The organism is Streptomyces sp. BL1 (assembly GCF_057628045.1).
Genome location: NZ_JBXYWZ010000002.1, coordinates 7,439,675 through 7,465,762 on the forward strand (window position 1 = coordinate 7,439,675; position 26,088 = coordinate 7,465,762).

Sequence of the window (26,088 nt, forward strand, 5' to 3'; positions counted from 1 at the left end):
CCGCCGGATCCTTACAGGGCCGGTACGACGGATCTCCGGCCTACGGTTTCGGCTTGTCCCAGCCGTAGGTCGGCAGGCCGAAGAACTCGTCGCCGTCGAGCCGTTCGGCGCTGCCCGTGGCGACCCCCTTCATGATGGATTCCACGCCGGTGCGGACGGACGCGGTGAACACTTCCTTGTGCTGTTCGCCCAAGTCGTCCGCCTGCCCCCGTACTTCGAACAGCACCGTGCCCGTACCGTTCAGCGCGAAGGCGGAGCGGCCCTGCCCGGGGTACTCGCGCTCGTCGGGGTGGACGTACCGGCCGATGGCCGACTCGGCCTGGTTCATGCCGTATTCGCGGTGGATCCCCTTGGCGGCGGCGAGCGCGTAGCGCCGCGACTTGTCCTGGTCGAGAGCGGGCCAGTCCTTCTTGTACTCGGCCCCGCCCTCGACGCCGAGCGGCGGATAGTCGATCGCCATGGAAATGAGCTTCCCCGCCTGCGGTCCGCTCGTCAGCCGGTCGCACGGGCCCATGTGGTGAAGGTCGACGTACGTCTCCACGCGGCCCTGTTCCTGCCGCAGTTGCACGTACGTGTCGCGGATCGCGCGCGACTCGGGCGAGAGGAAGAAGCCCGTGTCCGTCTGCTTGCCCGGCAGGTCCGACGCCTTGGGCACGTAGTTCAGATGAGGGCTGAAGTCGCGGTTGAGGTCGAAGCCGGGCTTCTTGATGCCGTCGCCCTCCTCCGCGTGGTACCAGGCCTTCGGTGCGCCCGCGAGCTGCGGGAAGCGGTCGGTGACCCGGTCCCAGGAGAGCACGTTCATACGGCGGTTGAGCTCGCCGCCGTCCGGGTTGACCATCGGCATCGCCACGAAGGTGATCTTGCGGAGCAGGGCGCGGGTGTCCCGGTCCCCGGAGGTGCCGAGGCGGTCGAGGATCTCCAACAGGGCCTCGGTGCCGGTGCGTTCGTTGCCGTGGATGGCGCTGGTGACCAGCACGGTCTTCTTGCCGTGGCCGGCCCGCGCCCGCCACAGCGTGCGGCCCTCGGTCGTTCTCCCGGCCTTGTCCACTCGTACGCGCCCTTCGCCGCGGCGCTCGATGGAGCGCAGGCTACGGGTCAGCTCGCCGTAGTCCGTCCAGCCGTCCCACGAGGGGTTCTCCTGGACCTCGCAGGTGTCGATCGGCGGGGTGGCACGGGCGGTCGGCGCGAGGGCGACCGTCGCGCCGAGGACGGTGAGGGTGAGGGCAGTGCAGAGGGCGCCGGATCTGGATATCGCTGCGGACGTGCGCATGAGGCTCCTCGGATCGACGAGCGGAGTACGGCCGTACTGAACGGCCTTGCAGTACGGCCTCGTTGATCCAATCCGCAGTGATGTGAGCGCGTCAAGACGGCCTCACGTGCGACCGGCCGAACCGCCCGCCGTCGCCGGTGAGCCGGCGCGCTCAGCCCCGGTCCGGGCCCGGCGCATGCAGACCCAGCGCGTCCCTGACCTCCCCGGCGATCCGGACGATGTCCCCGGTGGGCTCGGTGGCGTACGGGGGATGGCCGCGCAGCCACTCCTCCTCCAGCGCGTACCAGTCCACCGGCTCCGGCTCGCGGTTCTCGGCGAGGGCGGCGGCCAGCTCGCCGAAGTACGTGCGCCGGCGCAGCGCGTAGAGCCCCGAAACCAGCCCGGACCACTCGCGGTTGGCGTAATCGCGCAGCCCGCCCCCGTCGGCGGCCTGCCGGGCGCCCCAGACGGTGAGCAGGGACTCGGCGTCGTAGGCCAGCCGGTCCCGCTCCTCGCGGCCGGCGCCCCAGGAGCGGGCCTCGGCCGTCCACCGGCCCAGCAGATGGCCCGAGTCGGTGGCGACGGCCTTATCCAGCAGCTCCAGCCACCGAAACCACTCACCGGTCAACTCGGCGAAGCCGGGGGATGACCAGGGCAGCAGCGACACGCTCACCGGTCACGGCCGGGTGAGGCCCCCGCACCCTGCGGCCCGGACGGTCACGACCCCGGCCACGGGTGGTGGTCGAGCCAGTGCTGGGCGATGGCACCCCGAGTGGTTACCCACACGTCGTCCTTGGCCGCGATGTACTCGAGGAAGCGGCGCAGGGCGGGCAGCCGGCCGGGCCGTCCGACCATCCGGCAGTGCAGCCCGACGCTCATCATCTTCGGGCGGGCGAGCCCTGCCGGATCGCCCTCGTCGTAGAGCGTGTCGAACTGGTCGCAGAGGTAGCGGTAGAAGGGCTCGGCGTCGCTGTAGCCCTGGGGGAGACCGAAACGCATGTCGTTGCAGTCGAGCGTGTAGGGCACGACGAGATGGGGCTTCGCTTCGCCGGCGGAGTTCTTCACCTGCATCCAGAACGGCAGATCGTCACCGTAATAGTCGGAGTCGTACAGGAGCCGGCCGTCGTCGACGACGAGACGCCGGGTGTTCGGCGAATCCCGTCCCGTGTACCAGCCCACCGGCCGCTTGCCGGTGAGCTTCTCGATGATGCCGAGTGCCTGCTGCATGTGGGCCCGTTCGGTCTCCTCGGGCACCTCCTGGTACGGGATCCACTTGAGCCCGTGACAGGCGATGTCGTGGCCGCGGTCGAGAAAGGCCTCGGTGACATCCGGATTGCGTTCGAGGGCCGTGGCGACTCCGAACACGGTGAGCGGCAGATTGAACCGGTCGAATTCCCGCAGAACGCGCCAGACCCCTTGGCGCGAGCCGTACTCGTAGATCCCGTCCATGGACATGTGCCGGTCGGGATAGGCGCTGGGATTGAACATCTCGGACAGGAACGTCTCGGACGCCGGATCCCCGTGGAGCACGTTGTTCTCCCCGCCCTCTTCGTAGTTGAGGACGAACTGCACGGCGATACGCGCACCCCCGGGCCATTCCGGGTCGTACCCGTCCTGCCCGTAGCCGACAAGATCGCGGGGATAGTCGGCGGTGCTGTCGTAGAACGGCGAGGGTGACATCGGAATCCTTTCGACGTCGGGCAGCGGTCGACGGGCTCGGCCAACGGTGATCCTATCCGTGCCGCCCCGGCCGTCTCCCGGCCCGCCGGCGCCGGGGTTTTGCCGGTCTCCGCTGCGGCGGACAGCGCGAAGCGCCCTCCGCGACGCCCATCCCAACGGCCGGTACGCGTACCGCACTTCGTTCAAGGTGTTGACGCGCGGTCCGGCCGCCACTAGATCAAGGGACTGGTTCGAAGTGCCAAATGCAGTTCGAAATCTCGCACATTCCCACTCGTTCGAGGAAGGGCAAGCGCATCATGACGCATTCCGGTCGGCCGATAAGACGGCGCGACTTCATGGCCGCCTCCGTCGCGGGCGCCGCCGCCATGGCCGGGGCCGGGGCCCTGCCGGCGTCCGCGTACGCCGCGGCGCCGGGGCCCCCGCCGTCCCGCCTGCCCGCGCAGGGCCTCCCGCGGTACGTCGGGGCGGGCAGCACCGCGCCGATACGGCCCTTCCAGCTGTCCGAAGTGGCCCTGGGGCGCGGTGTCTTCCAGGAGAAGCGGGACCGGCTGAAGGCATTCATGCGGGAGTACGACGAGCGGCGCTTCCTCGTGCTGTTCAACAAGACCGCGGGGCGGCCCAACCCGCCCGGTGTCGACGTACCCGGCGGATGGGAGGACGGCGGGCTGCTGAGCGGCCACTGGGCGGGGCACTATCTGACCGGCCTCGCGCAGTCCCACGCCGACCAGGGTGAGCAGGTCTACAAGGACAAGCTCGACTGGATGGTGCGCGAACTCGCCGCATGCCAGAAGGCGTTGGAGGGCAAAACCGTCCACCCCGGCTACCTGGGCGCACTCCCCGAGGACACTGTGCTGCGCGCGGGCCCGCCGAGGTTCGCGGTGTACGGCCAGGACCCGGACACCGACACCTGGGCGCCGTGGTACACCCAGCACAAGATCATGCGGGGCCTCCTCGACGCGTACACCCTCACCGGCAACCGGCAGGCGCTCGATGTCGCCCGCACCATGGCGGACTGGGCCCATCTGGCGCTGACGCGGGGGGACATCGGCCACCCGGACTACGCCGGGCCGGTCACCAGGGACGACCTCAACCGGATGTGGGACACGTACATCGCGGGGGAGTACGGCGGCATCAACGAGGTCCTCGCCGAGATCCACGCGCTGACCGGCGAGGACCGGTACCTGGAGACGGCAAAGCTCTTCGACAACCGCGAGTCCCTCTTCGACGCCTGCGTCGAGGACCGCGACATCCTCGTCACCACGGACGCGAACCGCCCCGGACGGATGCGGAAGAACCACCTGCACGCCAACACGCACGTGCCCAACTTCGTCGGCTACCTGCGGATTCACGAGCACAGCGGCGAGGACGACTACCGGCGCGCGGCCGAGAACTTCTTCGGCATGGTGGTGCCCCACCGCATGTTCGCCCACGGCGGCACCAGCGGGACCGTCCCCGGGAGCAACACCAACCCCGAGCTCTTCCAGAACCGCGACAACATCGCCCACGCCATCGCCGGCGAGGGCGCCGAGAGCTGCACCACCTACAACCTGCTCAAACTGGCGCGCAACCTCTTCCTCTTCGACCCCGACCCGGCCTACCTGGACTACTACGAGCGCGGCCTGGTCAACATGATGCTCGGCCAGCGAGCGGACACCGACCTGACCGACAACCCCCAACTCGCGTACTTCCAGCCCCTGACGCCCGGCGCCAAGCGTGCGTACGACAACACCGGGACCTGCTGCGGCGGAAGCGGCCTGGAAAGCAGCACCAAGTACCAGGAGACCGTCTACTTCCGCTCCGACGACGACTCGACCCTCTGGGTCAACCTGTACGTCGCGTCGACCCTGCACTGGGAGGAGCGCGGCTTCACCGTCACCCAGCGGACCGACTTCCCCCGCGAGCAGGGCACCACCCTGACCGTGGACGGAAGCGGCCCGCTCGACATCAAGCTGCGCGTCCCCGGCTGGGCGGCCGGCACCCCGGACGGCTTCGCGGTCTCGGTCAACGGCCGCCGTGTGCCCGGTACTTCCGCCCGGCCCGGCAGCCACCTCACGCTGAGCCGGACCTGGAGCCCCGGTGACACCGTCGAGGTGTCGATGCCGTTCACCGTCCGCGTCGAGCGGGCGATCGACCGCCCCGACACCCAGTCCGTCTTCTGGGGCCCGCTGCTGATGCCCGTACTCGGCGAGGTGGCCGAGGGCTCGTACCAGGAGCTGACGCTCTATCACCACCTCAAGCGCGACGGCGACTACTCCCGGGCGGCGATCACGCCGCAGGGCGACATGACCCTGAAGGCGGGCGGCCGCACCCTCCGCCCCCACTACACGGGCGACACCCGCCCCCAGTCCGCCTACTTCCGACGGGCCGAGCCCGAGGTCGTCTTCGGCACCGTCCGCACCGGGGTGCCGAACCGCAAGCGCGACGACAACCTGCCGGACTACGACGTGCCCGTCGACGGCGTCACCTCACCCGGCGACGAGGGCCTCACCTTCCTCGACGCCGTATGGGACGCCGCCCCGTTCGCCACCCATGGCGACTTCCTCCGCCACGTGCGCAAGACCACGGACGCCTGGATCGCCGCCGACCTCTTCACGAGGGAGGAGGGCGCAACGGTCGTGACCCGGGCAGCCCAGGCGGAGGAGGCGCTGACGCCGTAACAGCCGGCTGAGGACGTCGGCGTGCTGGCCCCGCCCTGCGAGGCGGGGGCAAAACTGCGGTGTCGCGGTGGGCGTGACCTGCGGGTTAGACGGACGAACGGCCCGGAACGCGGTGATGAGTCCGGGCCGTTCGTCTGGTCTGGGACCGCCCCATCTTCGTCCTCACCCACCACCCCGAAGACGCCAAGCCCGCCGACGGCGTCACGTTCCTGAACTGCGACGTGGCCGAGGCGGTACGCATCGGCCTGGAGGCCGCCGACGGCAAGAACCTCGAAGTCCTCTCCCCGACAATCGGCCGCCAACTGCTCGAACGCGGCCTGATCGACGAAATCGACCTGCACATCGCCCCCGTCCTGCTCGGCGACGGCATCCGGCTCTTCGACAACCCCGGCGGCCGGCCGGTCCGCCTGCGCCACGCCCACGGCTCACAACCCGTCGCCGAGGTCGATGTGCGCTACCACCCCGTTGCGGATGCCACCGAGGCGTAAGGCGAATATGACGCTCCGGTGTGCTTCGCGGGGGACCGTCGCGCCGGAACCGGGATGCGGGACGGGGGGGGAATCGGGCGAGCGAGGGTTCAGGGGTGCGATTCCGGTCGCTTCGGGCCGGGAGGGGTGTGCGCGCTGAGCGGCGGGCCGGCGGGCGAAACGGGCAGTTCGCTGCGCCGGAATCGATGCGGGCGAGAGATTCGGAGATCGCGCGACGGCCACTTCGTCTTCGCTGCTCATCGGCGCAGTTGGCGGCACCGTCCACCATCCGCGAAGTGTAATCCAGTGTTACACTTGATGTATGGCCGATACCTACGCGATTGCGGACGCCCGCGCCCAGCTCGGCGATCTCGTACGCCGCGCCGGGCAGCACGAACACATCACCCTCACCGACCGAGGTACCCCTACCGCGATGCTCATCAGCTGCGCCGAGTACGAAGACCTCGAAGACTCCCTGGCCCTCGCCCGCTTGGAGCTCCAGCGCTCGCGCGGCCACAACCCCGAGCCCGTCTCGCACGATGAAGCACGGCAGATGCTCATGAAGGCGGCAGGCATCACCGAGGACGACCTGTGACCTTCGGCGTCACCTGGGAGCCCGACGCACTCAATCAGGCAGCCGGGTTCCTCAAGAACGACCCGCAGGGCGCGGCGGCATTGATCCGGGCCACGGACGCGCTCGCCGACAACCCGCGCCCTGCGGGCTCCACCGCGTGGGGCACCGATCACCGCCGTCTGCGCCACGATCGCTGGCGCGTGCTCTATCGCATCGACGATGCGAACAGCTGCATCCATATCGAGCACGTCGGCCGCGTCGCCAACTGACCGCGCCCGACGCCTGGCGGGGATGATCAGGTGTCGGCCGTCACCTGACCAACAGCAGCGGCTGGTTGCGGCGAACTCGGCCCCGTACCGGTCCAGTTGGCGCCCGGCCTTCCCCGTCGGGGAGGCCGGCCCGATCGGCCAAAGCCCCCGCGATCAGCTGTGATTCGCGGGGGCCATGGCTGTTGCGTCAGCCGGGGACCTCAGGGGAGACGGTGGGCGACGGCGGCGTGCCGGAGCCGGTCCTGGGGCTGAACTCCCGGGTCAGACGGGCGTGTTCTCGTCGGGGGTGAAGGGGGCTCCGTGGCCGGGGACGATCAGGGCGGGCTCGAGGTCGAGGATCTTGCGGCGTGACGCGCGCAGGCCCTCGCGGTCGTCGGAGGTGGGGTCGTCGGCGGGGCCGTTGACGGTCCACCAGGCGTGGGTGAGGACGATGGTCCCTTCGTCGGTCTCCGCGACGGTGGAGATGTCCTGGGGAGTGTGGCCGGGAGTCTCGATCAGGCGGATCGCGGGCGAGAGCTGGTAGCCGTCGGCGGGCCGGTCGTACCAGAGGTTGTCGCGGTAGATGGCCCAGACGTCGTGGGCGTGTGCGTGGGGGAAGAGGGCGGCGTTGAGGGTGTGGTCGGGATGGTGGTGGCTGAAGACCACGTCGGTGACCTGCTCGGGGCTGATCCCCGCGGCGGCGAGCGGGTCGAGGATGATCTTGCGGTCCTCGACCATGCCGGGGTCGACGACGACGGTGGTGTCGCCGTCGCGCAGGAGGGAGACCGTCGAGGCGACGTGCCACGGCTTGTGCCGGCCGTCGCGGTCGGCGTTGCGTGCGTCGAGGCTGTCGTAGCCGGAGGTCAGCAGGGTGAAGGTGGCGCTCATGGGGCGTGTATTCCTTAGCAGTTGATAGGGGGAAATATCCGGTGTGAGGGCAGGGGGCGCCCATGCCGGGGCTTGAGGGTGTACGGGGCCGCGCCCGGGCAGTCGCCGGTGACGGTCGGACCGGGGCGGGGGAGTGGGCCGGGGCTCAGTCGGTGGCGGCCCGGGTGCGGCGGGCGTGGGCGCGGGCGGCGCGGGCGCGGTCGCCGCAGCGGACCGAGCACCAGTGGCGGCGGCCGGCGCGGAGCAGGTAGCGGTTGCAGGGGGTGGAGGGGCAGGCAGTCAGGCGTTCGACGTCGGGTCCGGTGAGCAGGTCGGCGGCGTCGGCGGCGAGGATGCCCAGGGCCTGGTCGACGATCTGGTCGATGGGGTGGGGGGCGGTGCGGTGCAGACCGCGGGCGGGGTCCCAGTCGAGCGGAGCGGCTGTGGGAACCCGGGTGAGGGCGTCATTGACGGCGGCCAGGGCGCCGGCGGGTGCGGGGTGGCCGCCGACCTGGGCGGAGAGCAGGGCGCGCACATGCTCTCGCAGTGAGCGCATACGTGCCGCGCAGATCTCCTGCATGCCGGCGTCCGCCGGGGCCAAGTCGTGGTCGACCAGCCACTGGTTGGCGCCGGAGGGCGTACCCAGCGAGTCGAGGAACTGGCCGTTGGGCAGGGCGATGGCGCTGTTGGCGAGGTCGAGTGCGGGGTACTGCTCGGCGCCCGGCGCCGGTGGCAGCCCCGGATCGATGGTGTCGGCGGCGGCGGTCTCACTCACGAATCTCACGTTACAGCTTGCCTCTATCCGTGACAAACGCCTATGGTCACGGATGTCATCAAGTCTATCCGTGAGGTGTTTCCGTCATGGCAGCAACCGGCGCGTCCAGCGAGCAAGTCCCGTCCACGTCTTCGGCGGCCCGACCGCACTCATCGAGTACGGCGGGCTGCGGCTGCTGACCGACCCGACCTTCGACGCCCCCGGCACCTACACCTCGGGCCTCGCCAAGACCGCACCCTCCTCCGCCACGCCCGCCGACATGGGCCACATCGACGCCGTGCTGCTCTCGCACGACGAGCACGACGACAACCTCGACACCTCGGGGCGCGCGCTGCTCGCCGACGTCCCCCTGACCCTCACCACGCCCGGCGGCGCGGGCCGTCTCGGCGGCACGGCGCGCCCCCTGCAGGACTGGGAGTCCGTCGAGCTGGACCGCCCCGGCGGCGGCACGATCACCGTCACGGGCGTTCCGGCCCTGCACGGCCCCGGGGCGCGCGAGGACCTCGAACCGGTCGTCGGAGAGGTCGTCGGCTTCGTTCTCACCGGTGACGGCCTGCCCACCGTCTACGTCAGCGGCGACAACGCCCAACTCCCGCTCGTACACGAGATTGCCGGCCGCTTCGGCCCGGTGGACACCGCCGTACTGTTCGCCGGCGCGGTCCGTACCCCCACCCTGGACGGCCAACTGCTCACCCTCGACAGCACTCAGGCCGCCGAGGCCGCACGCGTCCTGGGCGCCCGCCGCATCGTGCCCGTCCACTTCGACAGCTGGGCCCACTTCACCGAGGGCCGCGAGCAGTTGGTGGACGCCTTCACCACCGCCGGCCTGATCGACCGCGTGGAACTTGCCTGACCCCGAACACCCCTGCTGCGGTGCGCCACGAGCGCACCGCAGCGGCCCCTTCCCCGGCCCGACACCCCCCGTACCGGTCCGGCGACACCGCACAAGGAACCCCCGTGAACGACCCGATCACCGGCACGGCGCGCGGATCCGCTCCCGCGCCGCTGTCCGTCCTCGACACCGCCCTCGCCGGCCGCGGCATCAGCGCCGCCGAAGCGCTGTCCGGCAGCATCGCACTGGCCGAACTCGCCGACAGGCGCGGCTTCACCCGCTACTGGGTGACCGAACACCACGCCATGCCCGGTGTGTCCGCCTCCAGCCCCGCCGTCCTGCTGGCCCGGCTGACCGCCCACACCACGCGGCTGCGGCTCGGGGCGGGCGGAGTGATGCTGCCCAACCATCCGCCACTGATCGTCGCCGAGCAGTACGGCCTGCTCCAGGCCCTCGCCCCGGGCCGCATCGACCTCGGCCTGGGCCGCGCCCCTGGCACCGACCAGGCCACCGCCGCAGCCCTGCGCCGCTCCGGAGCGGGCGGCGACTTCCCGCAGCAGGTCAACGAACTGCTGCACTTCCTCGACGACGACTTCCCCGCAGAACACCCCTACCGCGGACGCGTCTACGCCGTCCCCGGACCGGGCCAGGACAAGGAGAACGGACTGTCACAGACGACCGGCCGGCCCTCGGTCTGGCTGCTGGGCTCCTCCGGCTACTCCGCCCAACTCGCCGCCCACCTCGGCCTGCCCTTCGCCTTCGCCGCCCAGTTCTCTCCCGGTGACGTCGCCGCCGCGCTCCAGCTCTACCGCGACCGGTTCACCCCCTCGGCAGCCCTCGCCGAACCGTACGCACTGGCCAGCTTCGCCGTCATGGCCGCAGACGACGAGAACGAGGCCCTGCGGCAGACGCGCAGCTACGCCCACAGCATGATGCGCATGCTGCACGGCAAGTCCTTCCTCCTGCCCACCCCCGACGAGGCCGCCGCCCACCCCTGTACCCCGGCCGAACGGCAGATCCTCGACCACTGGACCGGCAGCGTCCTGCACGGCACACCCGACCAGGTCACCGCGCGCCTCAACCGTCTGCACGAGGAAGCCCGTCCCGACGAGATCATGCTCGCCACCGTGGGCCACACCCCTGAGGCGCTGCTGCGCTCCACCGAACTCCTCGCCGACGCCTACGCCCTGCCGCACCTGCCGGAACCGAACGCCACGCGCTGATACGGCCCCGCCTCAACGCCCCGGCCCCCAGGGCGCTTTGCGGGCCGGCCACACCGCCCTGCGCCGAAGAGGCCCACCATCCCGATCACTTGGTGACCCACCCACGTCACCGAAAGGCCCGCAACGGAGTCACCATGCACAACACCACGGCCACGTCCCCCGCCGCACCGGCGGACGCCTCATCGCCCACCCCGCCCGCCTCCATACCCGAGACGCAAAAGCGCACCCTGGTCATCCTGCTGATCTCCCAGATCCTCAGCGGAGTCGGGCTCGCCGCCGGCGTCACCGTCGGCGCCCTCCTGGCCCAGGACATGCTCCACTCCACCACCCTGGCCGGACTTCCCAGCGCCCTGCTCACCGCAGGGTCCGCCCTCGCCGCCGTCATCATCGGCCGCATCTCCCACGCCCGCGGCCGGCGCCCCGGCCTGGCCGCCGGCTACGTCGCGGGCGCCCTCGGCGGCGCCGGAGTCATCGCCGCCGCCACCCTCGACAACCCCGCCCTGCTGTTCGTCTCCCTCTTCTTCTACGGCGCCGGCACTGCCGCCAACCTCCAGGCCCGCTACGCCGGAACCGACCTCGCCACTCCCCGTCGCCGTGCCCGCGCCGTGTCCACCGTCCTGGTCGCCACCACCCTGGGCGGCGTCGTCGGCCCCAACCTCACCGCCCCCGCCGGACACCTCGCCACCGCCCTGGCCCTGCCCCGCCTGACCGGCCTGTTCCTCATCTCCAGCGTCGCGTTCGCCCTGGCCGCGGTCACCCTGCTCGTCTGGCTGCGGCCCGACCCCCTCGTACTCGCCCGTACGCTCCCCGCCGACCAGCAGGCGGCAGACCGCACCGCCGCGGACCCGGCCCACGAAACCCCGCAGTCCACAGAACGCCGCCGCCCCAGCCTGCCTCTCGGGGTGCTGGTGATGGTCCTCAGCCAGCTCGTCATGGTCGCGATCATGACGATGACCCCCGTGCACATGCACGCCCACGGCCACAGCACCGCGGCCTCCGGCCTCGTCATCGCCCTGCACGTCGGCGCGATGTATCTGCCCTCGCCCCTGACCGGAATCCTCGCCGACCGCTACGGCCCCACCTCCATGGCCGCCGCCTCCGGCCTGACCCTGCTGGCCGCCGGCATCCTCGCCGCCACCGCGCCCGCCGACTCCGTCCTCCTGCTCACCCTCGCCCTCGTCCTGCTGGGCATCGGCTGGAACTTCGGCCTCGTCAGCGGCACCGCCATCATCACCGACGCCGTCCCCCTCGCCACCCGCGCCAAGACCCAGGGCGTTGTCGACGTCGCCATAGCCATCGCCGGCGCCACCGGCGGCATGACCTCCGGCATCGTCGTCGCCGCAGCCAGCTACCCCCTCCTGGCTCTCGCCGGCGCCGCCTTCGCACTGTCTCTCCTCCCCGCAGTCATCCTCACCGCCCGGAAGAACTCACCCCGCACACCTGCCTCGTAACGCCGCTGAACAGCACCAAACCGTGGGCCCGCCCCGACATCCCGCAATGACCGACCGACTCCCGACTCCCCACCGCTACGCAGAAGTTGTGCCCGAAGCGCAGGCAGGCCGCCCAGACGATGTTGTAGTTCACGCCGGCCGCCAGGGTCTCCTCGGGTGGGGGCAGGGTGGTGGAGGACTGAGGGGCGCGGCTGCGTCGCAGGGCCGGACGGCATGGCCGTGTCGTGCATGGCCGGTGTCATGCCGGTGGGGCGGAGGAGCGGAGATAGCCGACGAGGGCCCCGATGCCGACGAGGGGGCCCAGTGCGAGGACAAGGAGTGCCGGAGTCCACGAGCTGGCGTCGGCCAGGACGGGGACGAGGTAGATCGTCACCGCGGTGGTCACGTAGCCGATTCCGAGTTGCAGGGATACGGCGCTGCCGACGTAGCGCTGGTCGACGCTCTCGGTGACCATGGCGGAGAACTGGGCGGAGTCCGCGATCACCCAGAACCCCCAGAAGGCGGACACCACCAGCACGACCGGCAGCGGCAGGGTGCGCACGAACGCGAGCACGATCACGGCGCTTCCCGAGCAGATGAGACTGATCAGCGCTGACTGGGCCCGCCCGTACCGGTCGCTGATGCGTCCGCCGATCAGACAGCCGGCGGCCCCCACGCCGATGCAGCCGAACGCGGCCAGCGCGGCCAGTTGCGCGCCGTTCGGGCGCTCCGCGAAGCCGTGCAGGCCCGCGAGGAACGTGCCGATCCAGGCCCACATGGCGTACAGCTCCCACATGTGCCCGGCGTAGCCGATGTTGGCGAGCACGACGCGGCGGCTGCGGCCGGCCCGCAGCGCAGCTCGCAGGCTGAAGGTGGATTTGGGGAAGGGGTAGGGCCCGGAGCTGCGCAGCAGCAGGGTCGACAGTGCGCCGGTGGCGGTGAGGACCGACGTTGCGACGATCACCACGTGCCACTCGAGTCCGCCGGTAGCTTTGACCAGTTGAGGTACCGCGGAGCCGAGCGTGAGCGCCCCGATCATGACGCCCAGTGCGGTGCCGCGCCCGGTGCGGAACCAGGTCGAGACCTCTTTGAGAGCCGGCGGGTACACCGCGGCCAGGCAGGCGCCGGTCAGCGCCCGCAGGAGGACGGCGACCGTGAAGCCCGGCGCCCACAGCAGCACCAGATTCATCACTGCGGCGGCCAGCGCGCCCAGGCACATCAGGCGCCGGCCCGGAAGGGCGTCGGCCAGACCGGTCGCGGCCAGGGCGAGAGCCCCGACCACAAAGCCCAGTTGGACGGCGATCGTCAGCAGTGAGCTTTCCCCGCTGCTCAGGTTCCACAGGTCTTGCAGCTGTGGGACGACGAAGGAGGCGGAGAACCAGACGCTCATTGACAAGAACGTGGCCAGGGCGATCAGGGTGAGCGCGGTGGCCGGTCTGGTGCGCGGCGTGGAGTCGAGCGGCGTACTAGTGGTCGGGGGAGTCACGTATCGGCCTCCGGGGTCAGCTGTGCCGGGCGTTGAGCCGGCGGACGCGGCCCAGTGCGGCGATGGCTCGGTCGACCGACTCGAGCACCGCGACGCCCGGACCGGCCGCCTCCTTGCGCAACATGCGTACCAGGGCATCCTGTTCGGCGCTGTAGCTGCTCCGCAGCACCAGTACGACCGGCACGGGCCCGCGTTCGGCGCCGCAGATGTCGCGCGAACGGCTCAACTCCTGGCGGATCGCGAAGGAGTTGGGGCCGGGGCAGTTGTCACCTCGCTGCCAGCGCAGCGTTGACCGCGTCGGCCATGGGGGTGCTGGAGGCCGGGTTCTGGCCGGTGATGAGGTTGGCGTCCTGAACGGTGAAGGCCTGGTAGGGCTCGCCGTACTCGTGATGGGCGCCCTTCTCGCGCAGCCGGCCGGCCAGCAGCCACGGGGCGTTGTCGGCGGTGCCGAACATCCGCTCCTCCTCGTCGGTGAACGCGGCCATCCGGCGTCCGGCGAAGACCCACTGGCCCTGTTCGTCGACGGCGCTGAGCAGCCCGGCCGGGCCGTGGCAGACGGCACCGACGATCTTTCCCTTCCGTTCGGCGTCGGCCAGGAGCCGGCCGAGGTCGCCGTCCTGGAAGAGGTCGACGACAGGCCCGTGTCCGCCGGGCAGCACGACAGCGTCGTAGGCATCGACGGAGACCTCGTTCAGCTTCAGCAGCGGCCCGAAGTCGCCGAGCGCCTTCTCGGCGTTCGCCACATGGCGGGCGCAGTCCTCACCGGCGATCTCGGGGTCGGCGCTGTGCTCGTCCAACGGCTGGAGCACGCCGCCGGGGGAAGCGAAGTCGACGGTGTGCCCGGCGCGGACGAACGCCTCGTACGGGGCCGCCAGTTCCTCGGCCCAGTAACCCGTCGGGTAGGAGGATCCGTCGGTGCGCTCCCAGACATCGGCTGCGGACATGACGATCAGAATGCGACCCATGAGTTCTTCCTCGCATCTCGCTGTCGACCGGTCCGTTCAGGACCGGTCCGCCGGATCGGACGGACCCGGCGCGAAATCCACTGTCTCCCGCCTCCACCTGCCGAAAGCCGCCATCAGCGGCCCTTCCCGGACTCGGTCCCGGCAACCTGGGACTGCCAGTCCCAGGTAAGGCGGGCTCGCGCTCGCCGCGTCGGGCCACACTGGTTTCCATGACCTCCCGCAACCGCGAGCTGGCCGACTTCCTCAGACAGGCCCGCGCCCAGTGCGACCCGGCGCGAGCGGGGCTGCCGCCCGACGGCCGCGTACGCCGTGTGCCGGGATTGCGGCGCGAGGAGGTGGCACGACTGGCCGGTGTCTCCGCCGACTACTACGCCCGCCTCGAACAGGGCCGCCGCATCGTCCCCTCACCCGCGGTCGTCGAGGCACTCGCCCAGGCCCTGGAACTCGACGCCGCGGGACAGGCGCATCTCGAAGACCTCATCGGCACCGCCGTCGCTCCCACGCAGCACCGCCCGCCCACCGTGCAGCGCCTGCGCCCCGGCCTCCATCAGCTGCTGGACTCCCTGGAGGGCACACCCGCCCTGGTGCTGGGCCGCCGTACCGACGTCCTGGGGTCGACCCGTATGGGCAAGGCGCTGTTCACCGATTTCGACGCCCTGCCGCCGGCCGGGCGCAACTACGCCCGCTGGCTCTTCCTGGACCCGGACGCACGGGTGCTGTTCATCGACTGGGAGGTCCAGGCCCGGGCGGCAGTGGAGAACCTCCGCCTGGACGCCGGCCGCGCGCCCGGCGACCGGGCCACGCACGAACTCATCACCGAACTGCGGGAGCACAGCGAGGAGTTCGACCGCTGGTGGCGACAGCACCGCGTACACCAGCGCACGCACGGCACGAAGAGGCTGCTGCACCCTCTCGTCGGCGAACTCACCGTGCAGTACGAAACCCTCACCCTGCCGGGCGACTCCGAGACCACGCTCTTCCTCTACACCACCGAAGCGGACTCGGCCTCCCGCCAAGCCCTCGACCTCCTCGCCTCCTGGACGCTCACACCCCGAGAGGCCGGCCGAGCCGCCGAGCACGAGCCCCGCAGCTCGTAGACCTCCGCCGGAACTCAGCTGGAAGGACGCCGGCGGCCCCCGACGTGCCCGGATTCCGTCAACTGGCCGTGCGCAGCTACGCCTTCGTAGGCCGTACTTGCGTGCGGGGTGTCACGGGGCCGGTCAGCCGTCCGCGTCTTCGGGCTTCGGCACAAGGTAACTGCTGACGAAACCGACGAGGCCGAAGGCGACGGCGGCGGTGATGGCGGGGACGAGCAGCACGTCGGACGCGCCGGACACCCATCCGGGCAGCATCAGGACGACGCCCAGGAGTTGGGTGCCGACCAGGACCGCGGCAAGGGTCAGGAATATGAGGAGGGTGGTGACGAAGGCCCTCCGGCACAGGGTCTGTGTCCGGGGGACGGTGGTAGTGGTGGCGGACATGTCCTCTTCCTTCCGCTGGAGTCGCTGGAGTCGTCAGGCGCCGAAGACGGGCAGGACGCCCCAGGCGATGAGGCAGCCGATGAACAGGATCGGCAGCATGTAGTACGCAAGCAGCGGCATGAACGTCTTCTCCGGCTTGGCTCCGGTCAGTCCGGCGGCGACGAAGATCGAGCCGGATGCCGGGGCCGAAGCGCCCTCGGTGGAGGCGAAGACGAGGATCGCGGTGACGGCCAGGACCGGGTCGACCCCGACGCCGACCAGAGCGAGCAGGGAGACCTTGCCGACCGCGGTGAGAGTGGCGGTGGAGGAGAGCGGTCCGGCGACGACGGCGACCAGCACTCCGACGATCAGCACCGTGACGTACTTGTTGAGCTGAATGCCGTCGAGCACGTGCTGGATGTCGTTCTCCAGGCCGAGTTCGCTGAGGACCTGGCTGGCGGCGACGGCGAAGAACAGCAGTGCGCCGATGCTGGAGAAGCGCGGCATGGACTCGGTGAGCCAGGTCGACCAGCCCGTCGCGGTGCGGGGGAGCGTGCGGCGCCCGACGATCAGGGCGAGCACGGTGACCAGGACCGGGATCCAGGTGAGGAGCGAGATGTCGTCGACCGTGCCGCCGAGCCGGGAGTCGGCGCCCAGGAAGGCGGCGATGGGCCCGGTGGTGATCGCGATCGGTATCAGCGCGCCTAGCACGATGATCATCGCGGTGCCGCCGGTGCGCAACGTCCGGTGCAGCGGCTGGAGTTCGTCCTCAGGTACGCGCTTGATCCCGTCCATCCGGACGAAGCCGACGATGAGCAGGACGCGCCACAGGACCTGGTAGAGCCCGGCAGCGAGCAGGGCCAGGTAGATCTCTCCGGTGGTGACCAGGGAGCCGGCGAAACCGATCATGATGACCATCGAGGAGCTGGGCGGGAGCGCGGCGCCGAGGCCGCCGTTGCCGGCCAGCACGGTGGCGCTGCGTTCCGGGCTCCAGCCGGTACGGACCATCCAGGGGCCGGTGAAGGCGCCGGTGGCGGCGGTGTTGCCGGAGTTGGAGCCGGACAGCGCGCCCATGGCGGCCGATCCGGCGGTGTCGACCAGGGCGGGTCCTCCTCGGAACCGGCCGAACAGCGAGTTGAGGATCTCGAGCAGCTTGTGGATGAGGCCGGTCCGGTCCACGACGTAGGCCATGAACACGAAGGCGATGGCGGCGTAGAGGACTTCTTCCTCCAACGCGCCGACCAGACCGTCAAGCAGCGCTCCGGGCGCGGCGGTTCCGGCGAACAGCGTGGTGGCGAGCAGTCCGAGCAGCATGGCTTCGCCCATGTTGCGCTTGAGGACCACATTGCAGGTGATGATGACGGCGATGAACGCGCCGAGTGCGATCAGCCCGACGGGCATGACGTTCCCCTCTGCGACTTTGGAGCGGGGCGGACGGGGGCGATTGCGGAGACAGGGTCAGGCGGCGCGTTCGCCGAGGATGGTGCGGTAGCGCTCGGCCTCGTCGGCGAGGACTGCGCGGGCCCGGTCGAGGGTGCGTGCCGCTTCGGCGAGGGGGACGACGATGGCTCCGTCGGCGTCGGCGACCACGATGTCGCCGCGGTGGACGACCACGCCGCCGACCGAGACATCACCGCCGAGGCGGTAGGGGCCTGACTTGTACGGTCCTGCCGGCGACGAGCCGACGGCCCAGACCGGGAAGCCGGCCCTCTGGAGCTCGGGGACGTCGCGCACCGCGCCGTCGATGATCATTCCGCGGATGCCGCGATTGATGGCGCGGTGGGCGATGAGTTCGCCGATCAGCGCGCGCGAGCTGTGACCGCCGCCGTCGACGACCAGGACGTCGCCGGGCCGGGCGACGGCCAGGGCCTGGTGGATGCCCTTGTTGTCGCCGGGTCGGCACAGCACGGTGAGGGCGCGTCCCGCGACGTGGGGGCCGGGCCACATCGTGTGCACGCGGGGGGCGATGACACCGAGCCGGTCGCCGGCGTCGCCGATCGCGGCGGTGGGAATCCCGGCGTACGCGTCGAGCAACTCTCCCAGGCCGTACGGCTCTTCGGCGCTCAGTGCCCGGTGCCGGTCGGCGACGGCCGTGGTGACGGTCGGGGTGACGTCGAGGGAGGCGAGCAGCTCGGCCGCGGCCTGGGACTCGTGGGCCCGGCGGAGGCCGTGCTTGCGGGTGCCGCGGTCGAGCCGGTCGGCCGCGCTGTCGCCGCCGGCGAGCGCGGCGGAGATCTGCTCGCGCACCCACTCCGCCTCACCGGCCGCCGTACCGGCGTCCATCGCCTCGGTGATCACCGCGCCCAGCCCCTTCATGAACACGGTCCGCAGGATCTTGCGCCGCGTGGCGTCGCCCGCTTCGCCGCCCATGGCCTCGACCGGGGAGCCGATCGTACGGAAGAGCTCCGCGGCCCTGTCGGTGGCCGGCCCCGAGATGAGCAGGGAGGTCTGCGCCCCGAACTGGGGTACGGAGCCGATCACGGCGACATCGGCGTAGCGGCCGGCGGCCGCTCCGAGCGCGGCGCCGACCTCGCGTTTGTGCTCGGGCGAGGAGGCGTTGAGGTCAGCGAAAACGGCACCCTCGGCCAATCGCTGTGCGGCCTCGGCGGCCACCGGTATCGCGTGCGCCGCGGTGACCAGGCTGATCACCAGGTCGGCGCCTGCCACCGCGTCCGCGACGTCCTCGGTCCTGCGCACCCCGTCGGGCGTCGCGGTGGGTGCGGGGTCAAAGCCGGTGACCTCGGCTCCGTTCGCCGCGAACCCCGAGGCGTAGATCGCCCCGGCTTCGCCCAGGCCCAGCACTGCGATCCTCATCGATCACCCTCGCTCTCATTCTGTGATAGCTACATTTACTCTGCGAGAGTTCTATTCAATGAAGAAGAGGCCGGTCAAGGGTTTCCCATAAAGCGATTGGGGTTCTCACTGCGTGATAGCCTCGGCGGAGCATTCAGGAGGGGTGGCATGACCGCTACGAGCAGCAGCCCGATGAGGTCCGTCCATCGGGCGTTTTCCGTACTGAAAGTTCTCGAACTGGCCCAGCAGCCCCTGCGGTTGACGGACCTGGCGCAGCGCTCCGAGCTCCATCTGGCCACGACGCAGCGCCTGGTCAACGTGCTGGTTGAGCACGGTTACGCCAGCCGCCACGCGCACGGCTACACGGCGGGCCCCGCCGCGCTCTTCACGGCGCACGCATTCGCCACCACCAGCCCACTGCGCCTGGTCGCCCGGCCCGTGCTCGAACGGCTCGCCGCCACGACCGGACTGACCGCCTCGCTGTACGTCCGCGTCCAGGACAGCCGCGTCCTCATCGACCGCCTGGAAGGGGGCGAGCGGCCCGCGTACTCGCTGCCCATCGGCGAGCGCCTCCCGCTCTACCCGGGCGCGGCGGGAAAGGTCTTTCTCGCAGGCCACGCCACCGACGAGGCCGACGAGGAGCCGACCACCCCACAGTCGGTCACCTTCGCGAACGGCACCGTCCTCGACGCCGAGGCCATTCGCCAGGATCTCGAGACGGTCTACGGGCAGGGCTTCGCCGTCTCTGTCGACGAGCGACTGATCGGCACCACCGCGATCGCCTCACTCGTCACCGATGACAGCGGCCGCCCGCTCGGCTCACTCGGCCTCAGTGGTGCCACGAACGCACTCCAGGAAGACCAGTTGCCCCCTCTCGCCGCAGAGGTCCGCCAGGCCGCCCGGACGATCGGAGCCCGAGTCCCCGCCACGTCGTGACCCTGCCGCACAACCGCCCCTCACCGGCGCCCGAAGGCTACGGCGGGCAGATGACGGTGGACGGATCGCCGGCTCGGCCGACGTCGTAGCGCACGGCCCGAAAGGGGCGTATGGGCACGCCGGTTGAGGGGTTGGGAGCGGAGACAGGCCGGGGGTGGGTGCTCCTGTCGGAGGTGGGCCGGCCTGTGGGGGAGGGGCGGACAGTGCCCGCCCCTCCCAGGTGAGCGGTGCCGGTTATGCGGACGCGGTCGCGGGTTCCGGACGCGCCGCGGGCGCGGGTGGAGAGAGGCGCCCGCTGCGGTGGAGGCCGTACAGGGACGCGCCGCAGCCCAGCCCGAGGGCGAGGAGCACGAGCCACGGGATCGCGGACATTCCGGCTGCTCGGGCGGCGTCCAGGGAGGCGCCGGTGAGCAGGTTTCCGAGGGTGATGCCGATGCCGCAGATGGTGTTGTACAGCCCGTAGTGGGTGGCGACGAGGCGGTCCCCGGAGAGGCGGACGATGGTGTCCATCTCGAAGGGGTAGGCGATCATCGCGCCCACCGCGAGCAGCAGCGCCGAGAGCGACGGCGGGACCGCCGCGAGCAGCCACAGCCCAACGCCCGCGTCCGGTACGGGGATTGCGGTGACTGCCAGCAGGGGTACGAATCCGAGCCCCATGACCGACAGACCCAGGGAGAGTGCCTGGCCGGGGGCCATGCGCTCCTTGCACCAGGCGGTGAGCCGGGTCTGGCCCAGGATGGTGCTCAGTCCGGAGACGGCGAACATCACCGCGACCGCAGCGGTCCCGAAGGTGCCTTCACCGCCGAGGCGGCGTACTTCCAGCGGCAGCGCCAGATAGACCTGGAACTGCATCACGTAGAAACCGATCATGGCGGTGGAGAAGAGCAGGAACGGCGGGTTCTTCACGATGCCGCGCCACTGCGCCGGCACGCTCTCCCGCTTGCCGTCCTTGTCCTCCTTCGCGTCGTTGCCCCGGCGGGCGGGGAGTGCCCGGATCTGCACGATGCTCAGCAGCGTGAAGATCGCTGCGGAGACCAGGCAGGTGACCCGGAAGTCGACGCCGGTGAGCAGCATGCCCACCATCGGCCCGAGCAGGATGCCGCCCTGGTAGTAGATGTTGAACAGGGCGAAGGCTTCCACCCGCCGTTCCCCGGTGTCCGCGGCCAGGTAGGCCCGTACGGAGGGGTTGAACATCGCTCCCGCGAGCCCGGTTGCGGCGGACGCGGCGAGCAGGGCGGGGACGGAGTCGACCAGGGCGAGGGTGGCGAAGCCGACCGTGCGCAGCACGCACCCCGCGATGATCAGCGGCTTGTAGCCGAACCGGTCGGCCAGTGTGCCGCCGACCAGGAACATGCCCTGCTGGCTGAAGTTCCGTACGCCGAGCACGAGTCCGACCATCCAGCCGGCCAGGCCGAGGCTTCCGGACAGGTGCGCGGCGAGGTACGGCATCAGCATGTAGAAGCCGAGGTTGATGGTGAACTGGTTGACCATCAACAGCTGTGTGCTGCCCGGGTAGGAGCGGGTCTGGGCGATGAATCCCTGCTGCATCCCCTGCTTGGTGTGCTTGCCCATCAGTCCTGCTCCTCCGCGCCGGGGTCCTCCGCGCCGCGGTCCTCCGCACCGGTGCCGTCGGCGAGGGTGAGGGGGTCGACGACGGATGCGCACCGGGTCCAGCGGGCGACTTGCTTCTCGTCGGGCCGGCCGATCACCTCCGGCTCGGCCGGCGGCGGGGAGTCCAGCAGCCCGAACGCGGCGCAGTAGTCGTCGTCGTACACCGTCCCGACGTACCTCTGCGGTCCGTCCGGGAAGACCGCCGCGATCCGGGTGTCCGCGGGGAGCGTACGGGCCAGCCAGCCGGCCACCAGGGCGACCGCGCCGACACTCCATCCCCCGCTGGCGTAGTGGGAGTTGGCCAGCCGGCGGCAGGTCCACACCGCCTCGGCCGGGGCCACCCAGTGGACCTCGCCGAAGTTGTCGTAGGCGACGTTGCGGGGATAGATGCTCGATCCCAGCCCGCGCATCAGCCGCTTCTCCGCGGCCTGGCCGAAGATGGTGGACCCGATGGTGTCCACGCCGACCAACTGCAGGCCGGGGTAGAGCTGTTGGAGCACGCGGGAAACACCGGCGGAGTGCCCTCCGGTCCCCACGCTGCACACCAGCACGTCGATGTGCCCCATCTCGGAGGCCAGTTCCAGGGCGAGCGGCGTGTAGGCGGTGGTGTTGTCCGGGTTGTTGTACTGGTCCGGGCACCACGAGTCCGGGTGCTGCGCCCGCAGCTGCTGTACGCGGTCCTTGCGGGCCTGCTGCCAGCCGCCGGTGGGATGCGGCTCGGTGACGATGTTGACCTGCGCTCCGTACGCGGTCAGCAGCCGCGTCATGGACAGCTCCAGCCCCGGGTCGGTGACCAGGGTGACCGGATGGCCGTACACCATGCCGGCCAGCGCCAGGCCCAACCCGAGGGTGCCGCTGGTGGATTCGATGATGCGCGCGCCGGGGCGGAGGTCGCCGCGGGCGCGGGCGCGCTCGACCATGTGCAGGCCGGGACGGTCCTTGATCCCTCCCGGGTTGAAGCCCTCCAGCTTCGCCCAGAACCCGCGCCCTCCGGGGGCGAACGGCTCGGACACGTGCAGGAGTGGGGTGTTGCCGACAAGCCCGGAGAGGGCGGAGCGGGCGGGCGGTGTGATGTCAGTGGTCTCGGATTGCATTTTCCGCTCTCGTTCGAAGATGGCATCAGAAGGTGCTCATCTCGCATGCGTCCGCTACGGGCTTGGCCATACGGCTCTGCCCGGAGAGGAACCATGCGGCAGCCGGTCTTGAATGGCTGCCTCGAACTCGGCCTAAATGCGCCACAAACAGAGAGCGGTCAGTCTGGAACGTCCGGACTGAGCTCTGGCCGGGTTCCGCCGCCGGGCCGGTGGCGCTCGGCCGAGCGGCAAACCCGCGACTGCCACAGCTGGAATCAGGAGGGCCAGATCCGGTGCGCCCGGCTGCGATTGGTGACGCGCCTGGTCCTCTTCGTCGTGACCGGTCAGCGCGCACGGGTCATCGACAGTGGGCGTGTCCGCGGCGGCTGCCTGCGCGCCGTGCTCGCCCGGAGTGGACTCGCCCGGAGTGGATGAGCCGGAACTCGCGGAGGCGGCGCCGTGCGTATCGGCCGAGCCATGCGTATCGGCCGAGCCATGAGTATGGGCGGCACCGTGCGCATGGGCAGGGCCGTGCAGGAGGGCGCCGCAGTCGAAGGCGAACAGGAACAGGCCGCCCAGAAGCAGGGCAAGGAGACGGTGGCGCCAGGGCCACGGGGCAGTGGGGCGTCGAACACGGGGGTGGAACAGCACAGTTCCTCCGCGGAACGGCAATCCCGGCCGGAACCCGGCCGGGTCACAGATGACATGGGCGAACAGGCGCGGAACTCCACGCGGCCGGACGCGACTTCGCCGTCACACCGGAATGGACGACGTGCGCCCCGGGCCGGCATGCCGTGTCGCGTGACCAATGGTGGTCCGCTGGATATCGGGGCCGGCGCCGCGCGGAGAGCTGCCGGATTTCAGATCCGGAGGATGCCTGAGCCCGTGGCGTCTCTCAGCCCCGGAGGTGTCGAGGAAGCTCCCTCGCTCCGGACGGACGAATGAAGTGACAGATCCGATACGGCACTTCTGCTGCCCGGCCAGTTGCAGGCGCCGGGTGCGTCCATGGCCGGGCCTTGCTGCGGCTGGCCGGGTACGCAGTCCTGCGTCGGATGCGAGGAGCCGTGCTCGTCGTCGTGATGCCCGGTCGTCTCGGAAGGTGCCGCAGAGGCGTCCTGGGCAACCGTTCCGGAACCTCCGCCGGAATGAGCGTCGACACCCGTCGCGGACGCAGTGGTACTCGAAGCAGCAGCCAGGTGGCCGGCAACGCTTTCCGCGTTGACGCCGTGCGCGTACACGAGCCCGAACAGCAGCATGGCCACCAACAACAGGCGCCGTGACCCCGCCGACAAGCGGGGCCGCGGCGCGCGCGAGGGCGACCAAGCCGTAATCATGCCGTGATGCTAGCGCGTCCTCACCGGAACACGAGAACCACACTCGGAACATCCTGTGAACAAGCGCCGACTCCAACTCCGCTGTTCGAAACCGGCGGCAAGCCGAACACCGCGTAGCGGTCACGGGTTCCGCCCGCGTGCCCCGCCGTGGCGGCTGCGGCGAACTCCCGCGTGGCGCCCCCGGCGTACTCCGGTTGCCGGTTGCGGTGTCTTTTGGCCGACTTGGCCTCGAAGCTGCCGCCTGGGAGAAGGCGCCTGCCGGCATCTGGCGAGACCGCAGCCGACGATGGGGGAGGGAACATCGCGCGTGGTCATGCCCTCCGACCACGAGGGTGGCCCTCGCATGAAGGCGCGGGCACCTTCTTCGGGTGGGCGGGGAAGAGGCAAGCGGGTCGTCGAGTTTTCGACAAGGGCGGGCCGGTCGCTGATGACAACCGTCTCCACGCACCGCATGATGGGCGGTCATGCCCGCTTCGCAGCTTCTGTCCCGTCTGCGCCGCCCCGGCCGTGTGCCGGCCACGGTGCCGGTGCGGGCTGTGCGAGCAGGGCTGTTCACGGCGCTGGCCATGACCGTGGGCACCATCACCCACCATCTGGCCCTCGACTCCAGCCCGTCGCTCGGCGTCCGGCTGCTGTCTGCCGTGACACTGTTCGCGCTGGCACTGCCGGGCACGGGCCAGGAGCGGTCTCTGCGGGGCCAGTTGGCGCTGTCCTTCGCCGCACAGGCGGCGCTCGGGTATGTGTTCCTCCGGGCCGATGGTGTCGCCACCCCGTACGCGGCGGATGCGTCGGCCGCACATGTGGCCTGGCCGGTGGCGGTGGCCGCGTACGCGGTGCTGCCGGTGCTCGGCGCTCTCCTGCTGCACGGAGTGGACTCCGCCCGCCGCCGCATCCTGTGCGCCTCCGCCCAGGAGTTGGGCCTCCTGCGCCACTGGCTGTCCCGGCTGCGGTGGCCCGTCTTCACCCTGCGGAACCTGCCCGCTGCACCGGCCGCGGTTCGTCCCACACCCGAACCGGTCCGCGTACCACCGTCCCGGATGCTCCTCGCGGACGAGGTGGTCCGTCGCGGCCCGCCACTCTTCCCCCTGCCGCACACCGCCTGACGCTCCGGCCCTCCCGGTGGTCTCAGGTGCGGTGTGTGCGGCTCCGGCCTGCCCGCAAGGCAGCACATTCCGCAGCCACTTCATGCCGACGCCCGTCGAGGGCGGCAAGGGGGAACCCAACGTGTCAAAGAACGTCGTTGTGATCGGGGCGGGCCCCTACGGCCTGTCCACCGCCGCGCATCTGTCGGCGCGCGGTCTGAACGTACGGGTCTTCGGATCCGTCATGTCCGGCTGGGCCGAGCAGATGCCGCAGGGGATGCTGCTGAAGTCCCCGCCCAGCGCCTCCTCGCTCTCGGCCCCGGCGCCCGGTTCCACCCTGGCCGCCTACTGCCGCCAGACCGGCGAGGAGCGGCTGGGCGAGCACGAGCAGGTGCCCATCGAACTGTTCCTGCGCTACGGCCGGTGGTTCGCCGAGCAGTTGGTGCCGCAGGTCGAGGACGTACGGGTGCTGTCCGTCGACCGGCAGCGCGACGGCTTCCACCTCAAACTGTCCTCGGGCGAGGAGGTACGGGCCGCTGCCGTGGTCGTCGCCAGCGGTCTGACCGGCTTCGCCCACGTACCCGAGGCCCTCAAGTCGGCGGCGCCGGACGGTCCTTCGGCTCACGGTCCGGTCTCGCACACCTCCCACCACACCGGTCTGGCCCGCTTCGCGGACCGGGAGGTGCTGGTGGTGGGTGCAGGACAGTCCGCGCAGGAGAGCGCGGCGCTGCTGCACGAGGCAGGGGCGCGGGTGCGGATGCTGGTCCGCGGGCCGGGGCTGAAGTTCGGCGCCCCGCCCACGCCCGGGCCGCACTGGCAGCCCGACACCCCGGTGGGACGGTCCTGGGCGCTGTACGGATTCGTCCATCACGCCGCCGCCTTCCGCCACTTGCCGGCCGCGGCCCGGCTGCGCCTGGTGCGTCAGGTGCTGGGCCCGTGCGGGGCCTGGTGGCTGCGCGAACGGGTGGAGGGACGCTTCCCGGTACTGACCGGACACGCCGTCACCGAGGCGGCGTCGTCCGGGGAGAGGGTGGCGGTCACCACCGCCACGCCGGGCGGCGGCACCTACCGGCTGGAGACCGACCACGTACTGGCCGCCACCGGCTACCGGGTGCACCTGGAGGCGCTGGATTTCCTCTCCCCCGAACTGTGCGCGACCCTCACCCGAACCGGCGGATACCCGGCGCTGGGAGGGGACTTGAGCTCCTCGGTGCCCGGCTTGTACTTCACCGGGCTGCCGGCGGCGGGCACCTTCGGCCCGGTGCTGCGCTTCGTGTGCGGCACCCGCTTCGCCTCCCCGAGGCTGGCCGAGGCCGTACGGGCCTACTGCGGCTGAGGCCGACTGC

At 70.9% G+C, this 26,088-nt stretch carries 24 protein-coding genes; 11 read left to right on the plus strand and 13 right to left on the minus strand.

Annotated elements, in window-relative coordinates; genetic code table 11:
* Positions 1-40: 40 nt before the first annotated feature.
* The 3 genes from AC3AGO_RS32660 to puuE all read right to left on the minus strand — a co-directional run bounded on the left by AC3AGO_RS32660 (position 41) and on the right by puuE (position 2,929).
* A complete protein-coding gene (locus tag AC3AGO_RS32660) occupies positions 41-1,270 on the minus strand; it encodes a M14 family zinc carboxypeptidase (RefSeq protein WP_487823890.1) in 1,230 nt (409 codons plus the stop codon).
* Positions 1,271-1,421: 151 nt separating this feature from the next.
* Positions 1,422-1,922, minus strand: coding sequence for an alpha-N-acetylglucosaminidase C-terminal domain-containing protein (locus AC3AGO_RS32665; protein ID WP_487823891.1), 501 nt, complete (start codon positions 1,920-1,922; stop codon positions 1,422-1,424).
* Positions 1,923-1,966: 44 nt separating this feature from the next.
* Positions 1,967-2,929, minus strand: coding sequence for an allantoinase PuuE (gene puuE / locus AC3AGO_RS32670; protein WP_487823892.1), 963 nt, complete (start codon positions 2,927-2,929; stop codon positions 1,967-1,969).
* Between the two features lie 296 nt (positions 2,930-3,225).
* On the opposite strand from puuE, the gene AC3AGO_RS32675 reads away from it, so the two are divergent.
* The 4 genes from AC3AGO_RS32675 (at position 3,226) to AC3AGO_RS32690 (ending at position 6,896) form a co-directional block, all read left to right on the plus strand.
* Positions 3,226-5,586 (plus strand): glycoside hydrolase family 127 protein, encoded by a 2,361-nt coding sequence (locus AC3AGO_RS32675; protein WP_487823893.1) that lies wholly within the window; start codon positions 3,226-3,228, stop codon positions 5,584-5,586.
* Between the two features lie 152 nt (positions 5,587-5,738).
* A complete protein-coding gene (locus AC3AGO_RS32680; protein ID WP_487824897.1) occupies positions 5,739-6,074 on the plus strand; it encodes a dihydrofolate reductase family protein in 336 nt (111 codons plus the stop codon).
* A 301-nt stretch (positions 6,075-6,375) separates the two neighbouring features.
* The gene (locus AC3AGO_RS32685) at positions 6,376-6,648 is read left to right on the plus strand and encodes a type II toxin-antitoxin system prevent-host-death family antitoxin (RefSeq protein ID WP_487823894.1); all 273 of its coding nucleotides are present in this window, start codon (positions 6,376-6,378) and stop codon (positions 6,646-6,648) included.
* Positions 6,645-6,896: a type II toxin-antitoxin system RelE family toxin gene (locus AC3AGO_RS32690; RefSeq protein ID WP_487823895.1), complete on the plus strand. Its 252-nt coding sequence runs from the start codon at positions 6,645-6,647 to the stop codon at positions 6,894-6,896. The genes AC3AGO_RS32685 and AC3AGO_RS32690 overlap by 4 nt, the downstream gene beginning before the upstream one ends.
* A gap of 261 nt (positions 6,897-7,157) precedes the next feature.
* Here the strand turns inward: AC3AGO_RS32690 and AC3AGO_RS32695 are convergent, their stop codons facing one another.
* Both AC3AGO_RS32695 and AC3AGO_RS32700 read right to left on the minus strand, forming a co-directional pair.
* Positions 7,158-7,763 (minus strand): MBL fold metallo-hydrolase, encoded by a 606-nt coding sequence (locus AC3AGO_RS32695; RefSeq protein WP_487823896.1) that lies wholly within the window; start codon positions 7,761-7,763, stop codon positions 7,158-7,160.
* Positions 7,764-7,908: 145 nt separating this feature from the next.
* Positions 7,909-8,517, minus strand: a complete 609-nt coding sequence (locus tag AC3AGO_RS32700) for a CGNR zinc finger domain-containing protein (RefSeq protein ID WP_487823897.1) — start codon at positions 8,515-8,517, stop codon at positions 7,909-7,911.
* A 70-nt stretch (positions 8,518-8,587) separates the two neighbouring features.
* On the opposite strand from AC3AGO_RS32700, the gene AC3AGO_RS32705 reads away from it, so the two are divergent.
* The 3 genes from AC3AGO_RS32705 (at position 8,588) to AC3AGO_RS32715 (ending at position 12,023) form a co-directional block, all read left to right on the plus strand.
* A complete protein-coding gene (locus AC3AGO_RS32705; protein WP_487823898.1) occupies positions 8,588-9,370 on the plus strand; it encodes an MBL fold metallo-hydrolase in 783 nt (260 codons plus the stop codon).
* Positions 9,371-9,474: 104 nt separating this feature from the next.
* A complete protein-coding gene (locus AC3AGO_RS32710) occupies positions 9,475-10,572 on the plus strand; it encodes an LLM class flavin-dependent oxidoreductase (protein ID WP_487823899.1) in 1,098 nt (365 codons plus the stop codon).
* Between the two features lie 134 nt (positions 10,573-10,706).
* Complete coding sequence (locus AC3AGO_RS32715) at positions 10,707-12,023, plus strand: MFS transporter (RefSeq protein WP_487823900.1); 1,317 nt, start codon at positions 10,707-10,709, stop codon at positions 12,021-12,023.
* A gap of 238 nt (positions 12,024-12,261) precedes the next feature.
* Here the strand turns inward: AC3AGO_RS32715 and AC3AGO_RS32720 are convergent, their stop codons facing one another.
* The 3 genes from AC3AGO_RS32720 to AC3AGO_RS32730 are packed head-to-tail and all read right to left on the minus strand — an operon-like array spanning position 12,262 to position 14,453.
* Positions 12,262-13,488 carry an MFS transporter gene (locus tag AC3AGO_RS32720; RefSeq protein ID WP_487823901.1) on the minus strand — a complete coding sequence of 409 codons (1,227 nt, stop codon included), beginning with the start codon at positions 13,486-13,488 and terminating at the stop codon, positions 12,262-12,264.
* Between the two features lie 16 nt (positions 13,489-13,504).
* Positions 13,505-13,714: a hypothetical protein gene (locus AC3AGO_RS32725; RefSeq protein ID WP_487823902.1), complete on the minus strand. Its 210-nt coding sequence runs from the start codon at positions 13,712-13,714 to the stop codon at positions 13,505-13,507.
* 40 nt (positions 13,715-13,754) lie between these two features.
* Complete coding sequence (locus tag AC3AGO_RS32730; protein WP_487823903.1) at positions 13,755-14,453, minus strand: type 1 glutamine amidotransferase domain-containing protein; 699 nt, start codon at positions 14,451-14,453, stop codon at positions 13,755-13,757.
* 209 nt (positions 14,454-14,662) lie between these two features.
* Here AC3AGO_RS32730 and AC3AGO_RS32735 point away from each other — a divergent pair, with 209 nt between their 5' ends.
* Entirely contained in the window at positions 14,663-15,550 is an 888-nt protein-coding gene (locus tag AC3AGO_RS32735; protein ID WP_487823904.1) for a helix-turn-helix transcriptional regulator, read from the plus strand.
* Between the two features lie 123 nt (positions 15,551-15,673).
* On the opposite strand, the gene AC3AGO_RS32740 is transcribed toward AC3AGO_RS32735, so the two are convergent.
* The 3 genes from AC3AGO_RS32740 to AC3AGO_RS32750 are packed head-to-tail and all read right to left on the minus strand — an operon-like array spanning position 15,674 to position 18,727.
* Positions 15,674-15,934 carry a hypothetical protein gene (locus AC3AGO_RS32740; protein ID WP_487823905.1) on the minus strand — a complete coding sequence of 87 codons (261 nt, stop codon included), beginning with the start codon at positions 15,932-15,934 and terminating at the stop codon, positions 15,674-15,676.
* A gap of 33 nt (positions 15,935-15,967) precedes the next feature.
* Entirely contained in the window at positions 15,968-17,314 is a 1,347-nt protein-coding gene (locus AC3AGO_RS32745; protein WP_487823906.1) for a TRAP transporter large permease subunit, read from the minus strand.
* A gap of 57 nt (positions 17,315-17,371) precedes the next feature.
* Positions 17,372-18,727 (minus strand): RraA family protein, encoded by a 1,356-nt coding sequence (locus AC3AGO_RS32750; protein WP_487823907.1) that lies wholly within the window; start codon positions 18,725-18,727, stop codon positions 17,372-17,374.
* A gap of 147 nt (positions 18,728-18,874) precedes the next feature.
* Between AC3AGO_RS32750 and AC3AGO_RS32755 the strand changes: the two genes are divergently transcribed.
* Entirely contained in the window at positions 18,875-19,642 is a 768-nt protein-coding gene (locus AC3AGO_RS32755) for an IclR family transcriptional regulator (RefSeq protein WP_487823908.1), read from the plus strand.
* Between the two features lie 234 nt (positions 19,643-19,876).
* Here AC3AGO_RS32755 and AC3AGO_RS32760 read toward each other — a convergent pair whose 3' ends face one another.
* Together AC3AGO_RS32760 and AC3AGO_RS32765 are read right to left on the minus strand one after the other, a co-directional pair.
* Complete coding sequence (locus AC3AGO_RS32760) at positions 19,877-21,214, minus strand: MDR family MFS transporter (protein WP_487823909.1); 1,338 nt, start codon at positions 21,212-21,214, stop codon at positions 19,877-19,879.
* Positions 21,214-22,347 (minus strand): PLP-dependent cysteine synthase family protein, encoded by a 1,134-nt coding sequence (locus tag AC3AGO_RS32765; RefSeq protein WP_487823910.1) that lies wholly within the window; start codon positions 22,345-22,347, stop codon positions 21,214-21,216. Before AC3AGO_RS32765 ends, AC3AGO_RS32760 begins: the two co-directional genes overlap by 1 nt.
* 1,777 nt (positions 22,348-24,124) lie before the next feature.
* On the opposite strand from AC3AGO_RS32765, the gene AC3AGO_RS32770 reads away from it, so the two are divergent.
* Both AC3AGO_RS32770 and AC3AGO_RS32775 read left to right on the plus strand, forming a co-directional pair.
* Positions 24,125-24,763, plus strand: coding sequence for a hypothetical protein (locus AC3AGO_RS32770; RefSeq protein ID WP_487823911.1), 639 nt, complete (start codon positions 24,125-24,127; stop codon positions 24,761-24,763).
* A 121-nt stretch (positions 24,764-24,884) separates the two neighbouring features.
* A complete protein-coding gene (locus AC3AGO_RS32775; RefSeq protein ID WP_487823912.1) occupies positions 24,885-26,078 on the plus strand; it encodes an NAD(P)-binding domain-containing protein in 1,194 nt (397 codons plus the stop codon).
* Positions 26,079-26,088: the final 10 nt, after the last annotated feature.

Coding starts and splice junctions, on each gene's coding strand:
- AC3AGO_RS32660 (WP_487823890.1), bottom strand. CDS start 1,270: ATGCGCACGTCCGCAGCGATATCCAGATCCGGCGCCCTCTGCACTGCC.
- puuE (WP_487823892.1), bottom strand. CDS start 2,929: ATGTCACCCTCGCCGTTCTACGACAGCACCGCCGACTATCCCCGCGAT.
- AC3AGO_RS32675 (WP_487823893.1), top strand. CDS start 3,226: ATGACGCATTCCGGTCGGCCGATAAGACGGCGCGACTTCATGGCCGCC.
- AC3AGO_RS32685 (WP_487823894.1), top strand. CDS start 6,376: ATGGCCGATACCTACGCGATTGCGGACGCCCGCGCCCAGCTCGGCGAT.
- AC3AGO_RS32695 (WP_487823896.1), bottom strand. CDS start 7,763: ATGAGCGCCACCTTCACCCTGCTGACCTCCGGCTACGACAGCCTCGAC.
- AC3AGO_RS32715 (WP_487823900.1), top strand. CDS start 10,707: ATGCACAACACCACGGCCACGTCCCCCGCCGCACCGGCGGACGCCTCA.
- AC3AGO_RS32730 (WP_487823903.1), bottom strand. CDS start 14,453: ATGGGTCGCATTCTGATCGTCATGTCCGCAGCCGATGTCTGGGAGCGC.
- AC3AGO_RS32735 (WP_487823904.1), top strand. CDS start 14,663: ATGACCTCCCGCAACCGCGAGCTGGCCGACTTCCTCAGACAGGCCCGC.
- AC3AGO_RS32740 (WP_487823905.1), bottom strand. CDS start 15,934: ATGTCCGCCACCACTACCACCGTCCCCCGGACACAGACCCTGTGCCGG.
- AC3AGO_RS32745 (WP_487823906.1), bottom strand. CDS start 17,314: ATGCCCGTCGGGCTGATCGCACTCGGCGCGTTCATCGCCGTCATCATC.
- AC3AGO_RS32750 (WP_487823907.1), bottom strand. CDS start 18,727: ATGAGGATCGCAGTGCTGGGCCTGGGCGAAGCCGGGGCGATCTACGCC.
- AC3AGO_RS32755 (WP_487823908.1), top strand. CDS start 18,875: ATGACCGCTACGAGCAGCAGCCCGATGAGGTCCGTCCATCGGGCGTTT.
- AC3AGO_RS32760 (WP_487823909.1), bottom strand. CDS start 21,214: ATGGGCAAGCACACCAAGCAGGGGATGCAGCAGGGATTCATCGCCCAG.
- AC3AGO_RS32765 (WP_487823910.1), bottom strand. CDS start 22,347: ATGCAATCCGAGACCACTGACATCACACCGCCCGCCCGCTCCGCCCTC.
- AC3AGO_RS32770 (WP_487823911.1), top strand. CDS start 24,125: ATGCCCGCTTCGCAGCTTCTGTCCCGTCTGCGCCGCCCCGGCCGTGTG.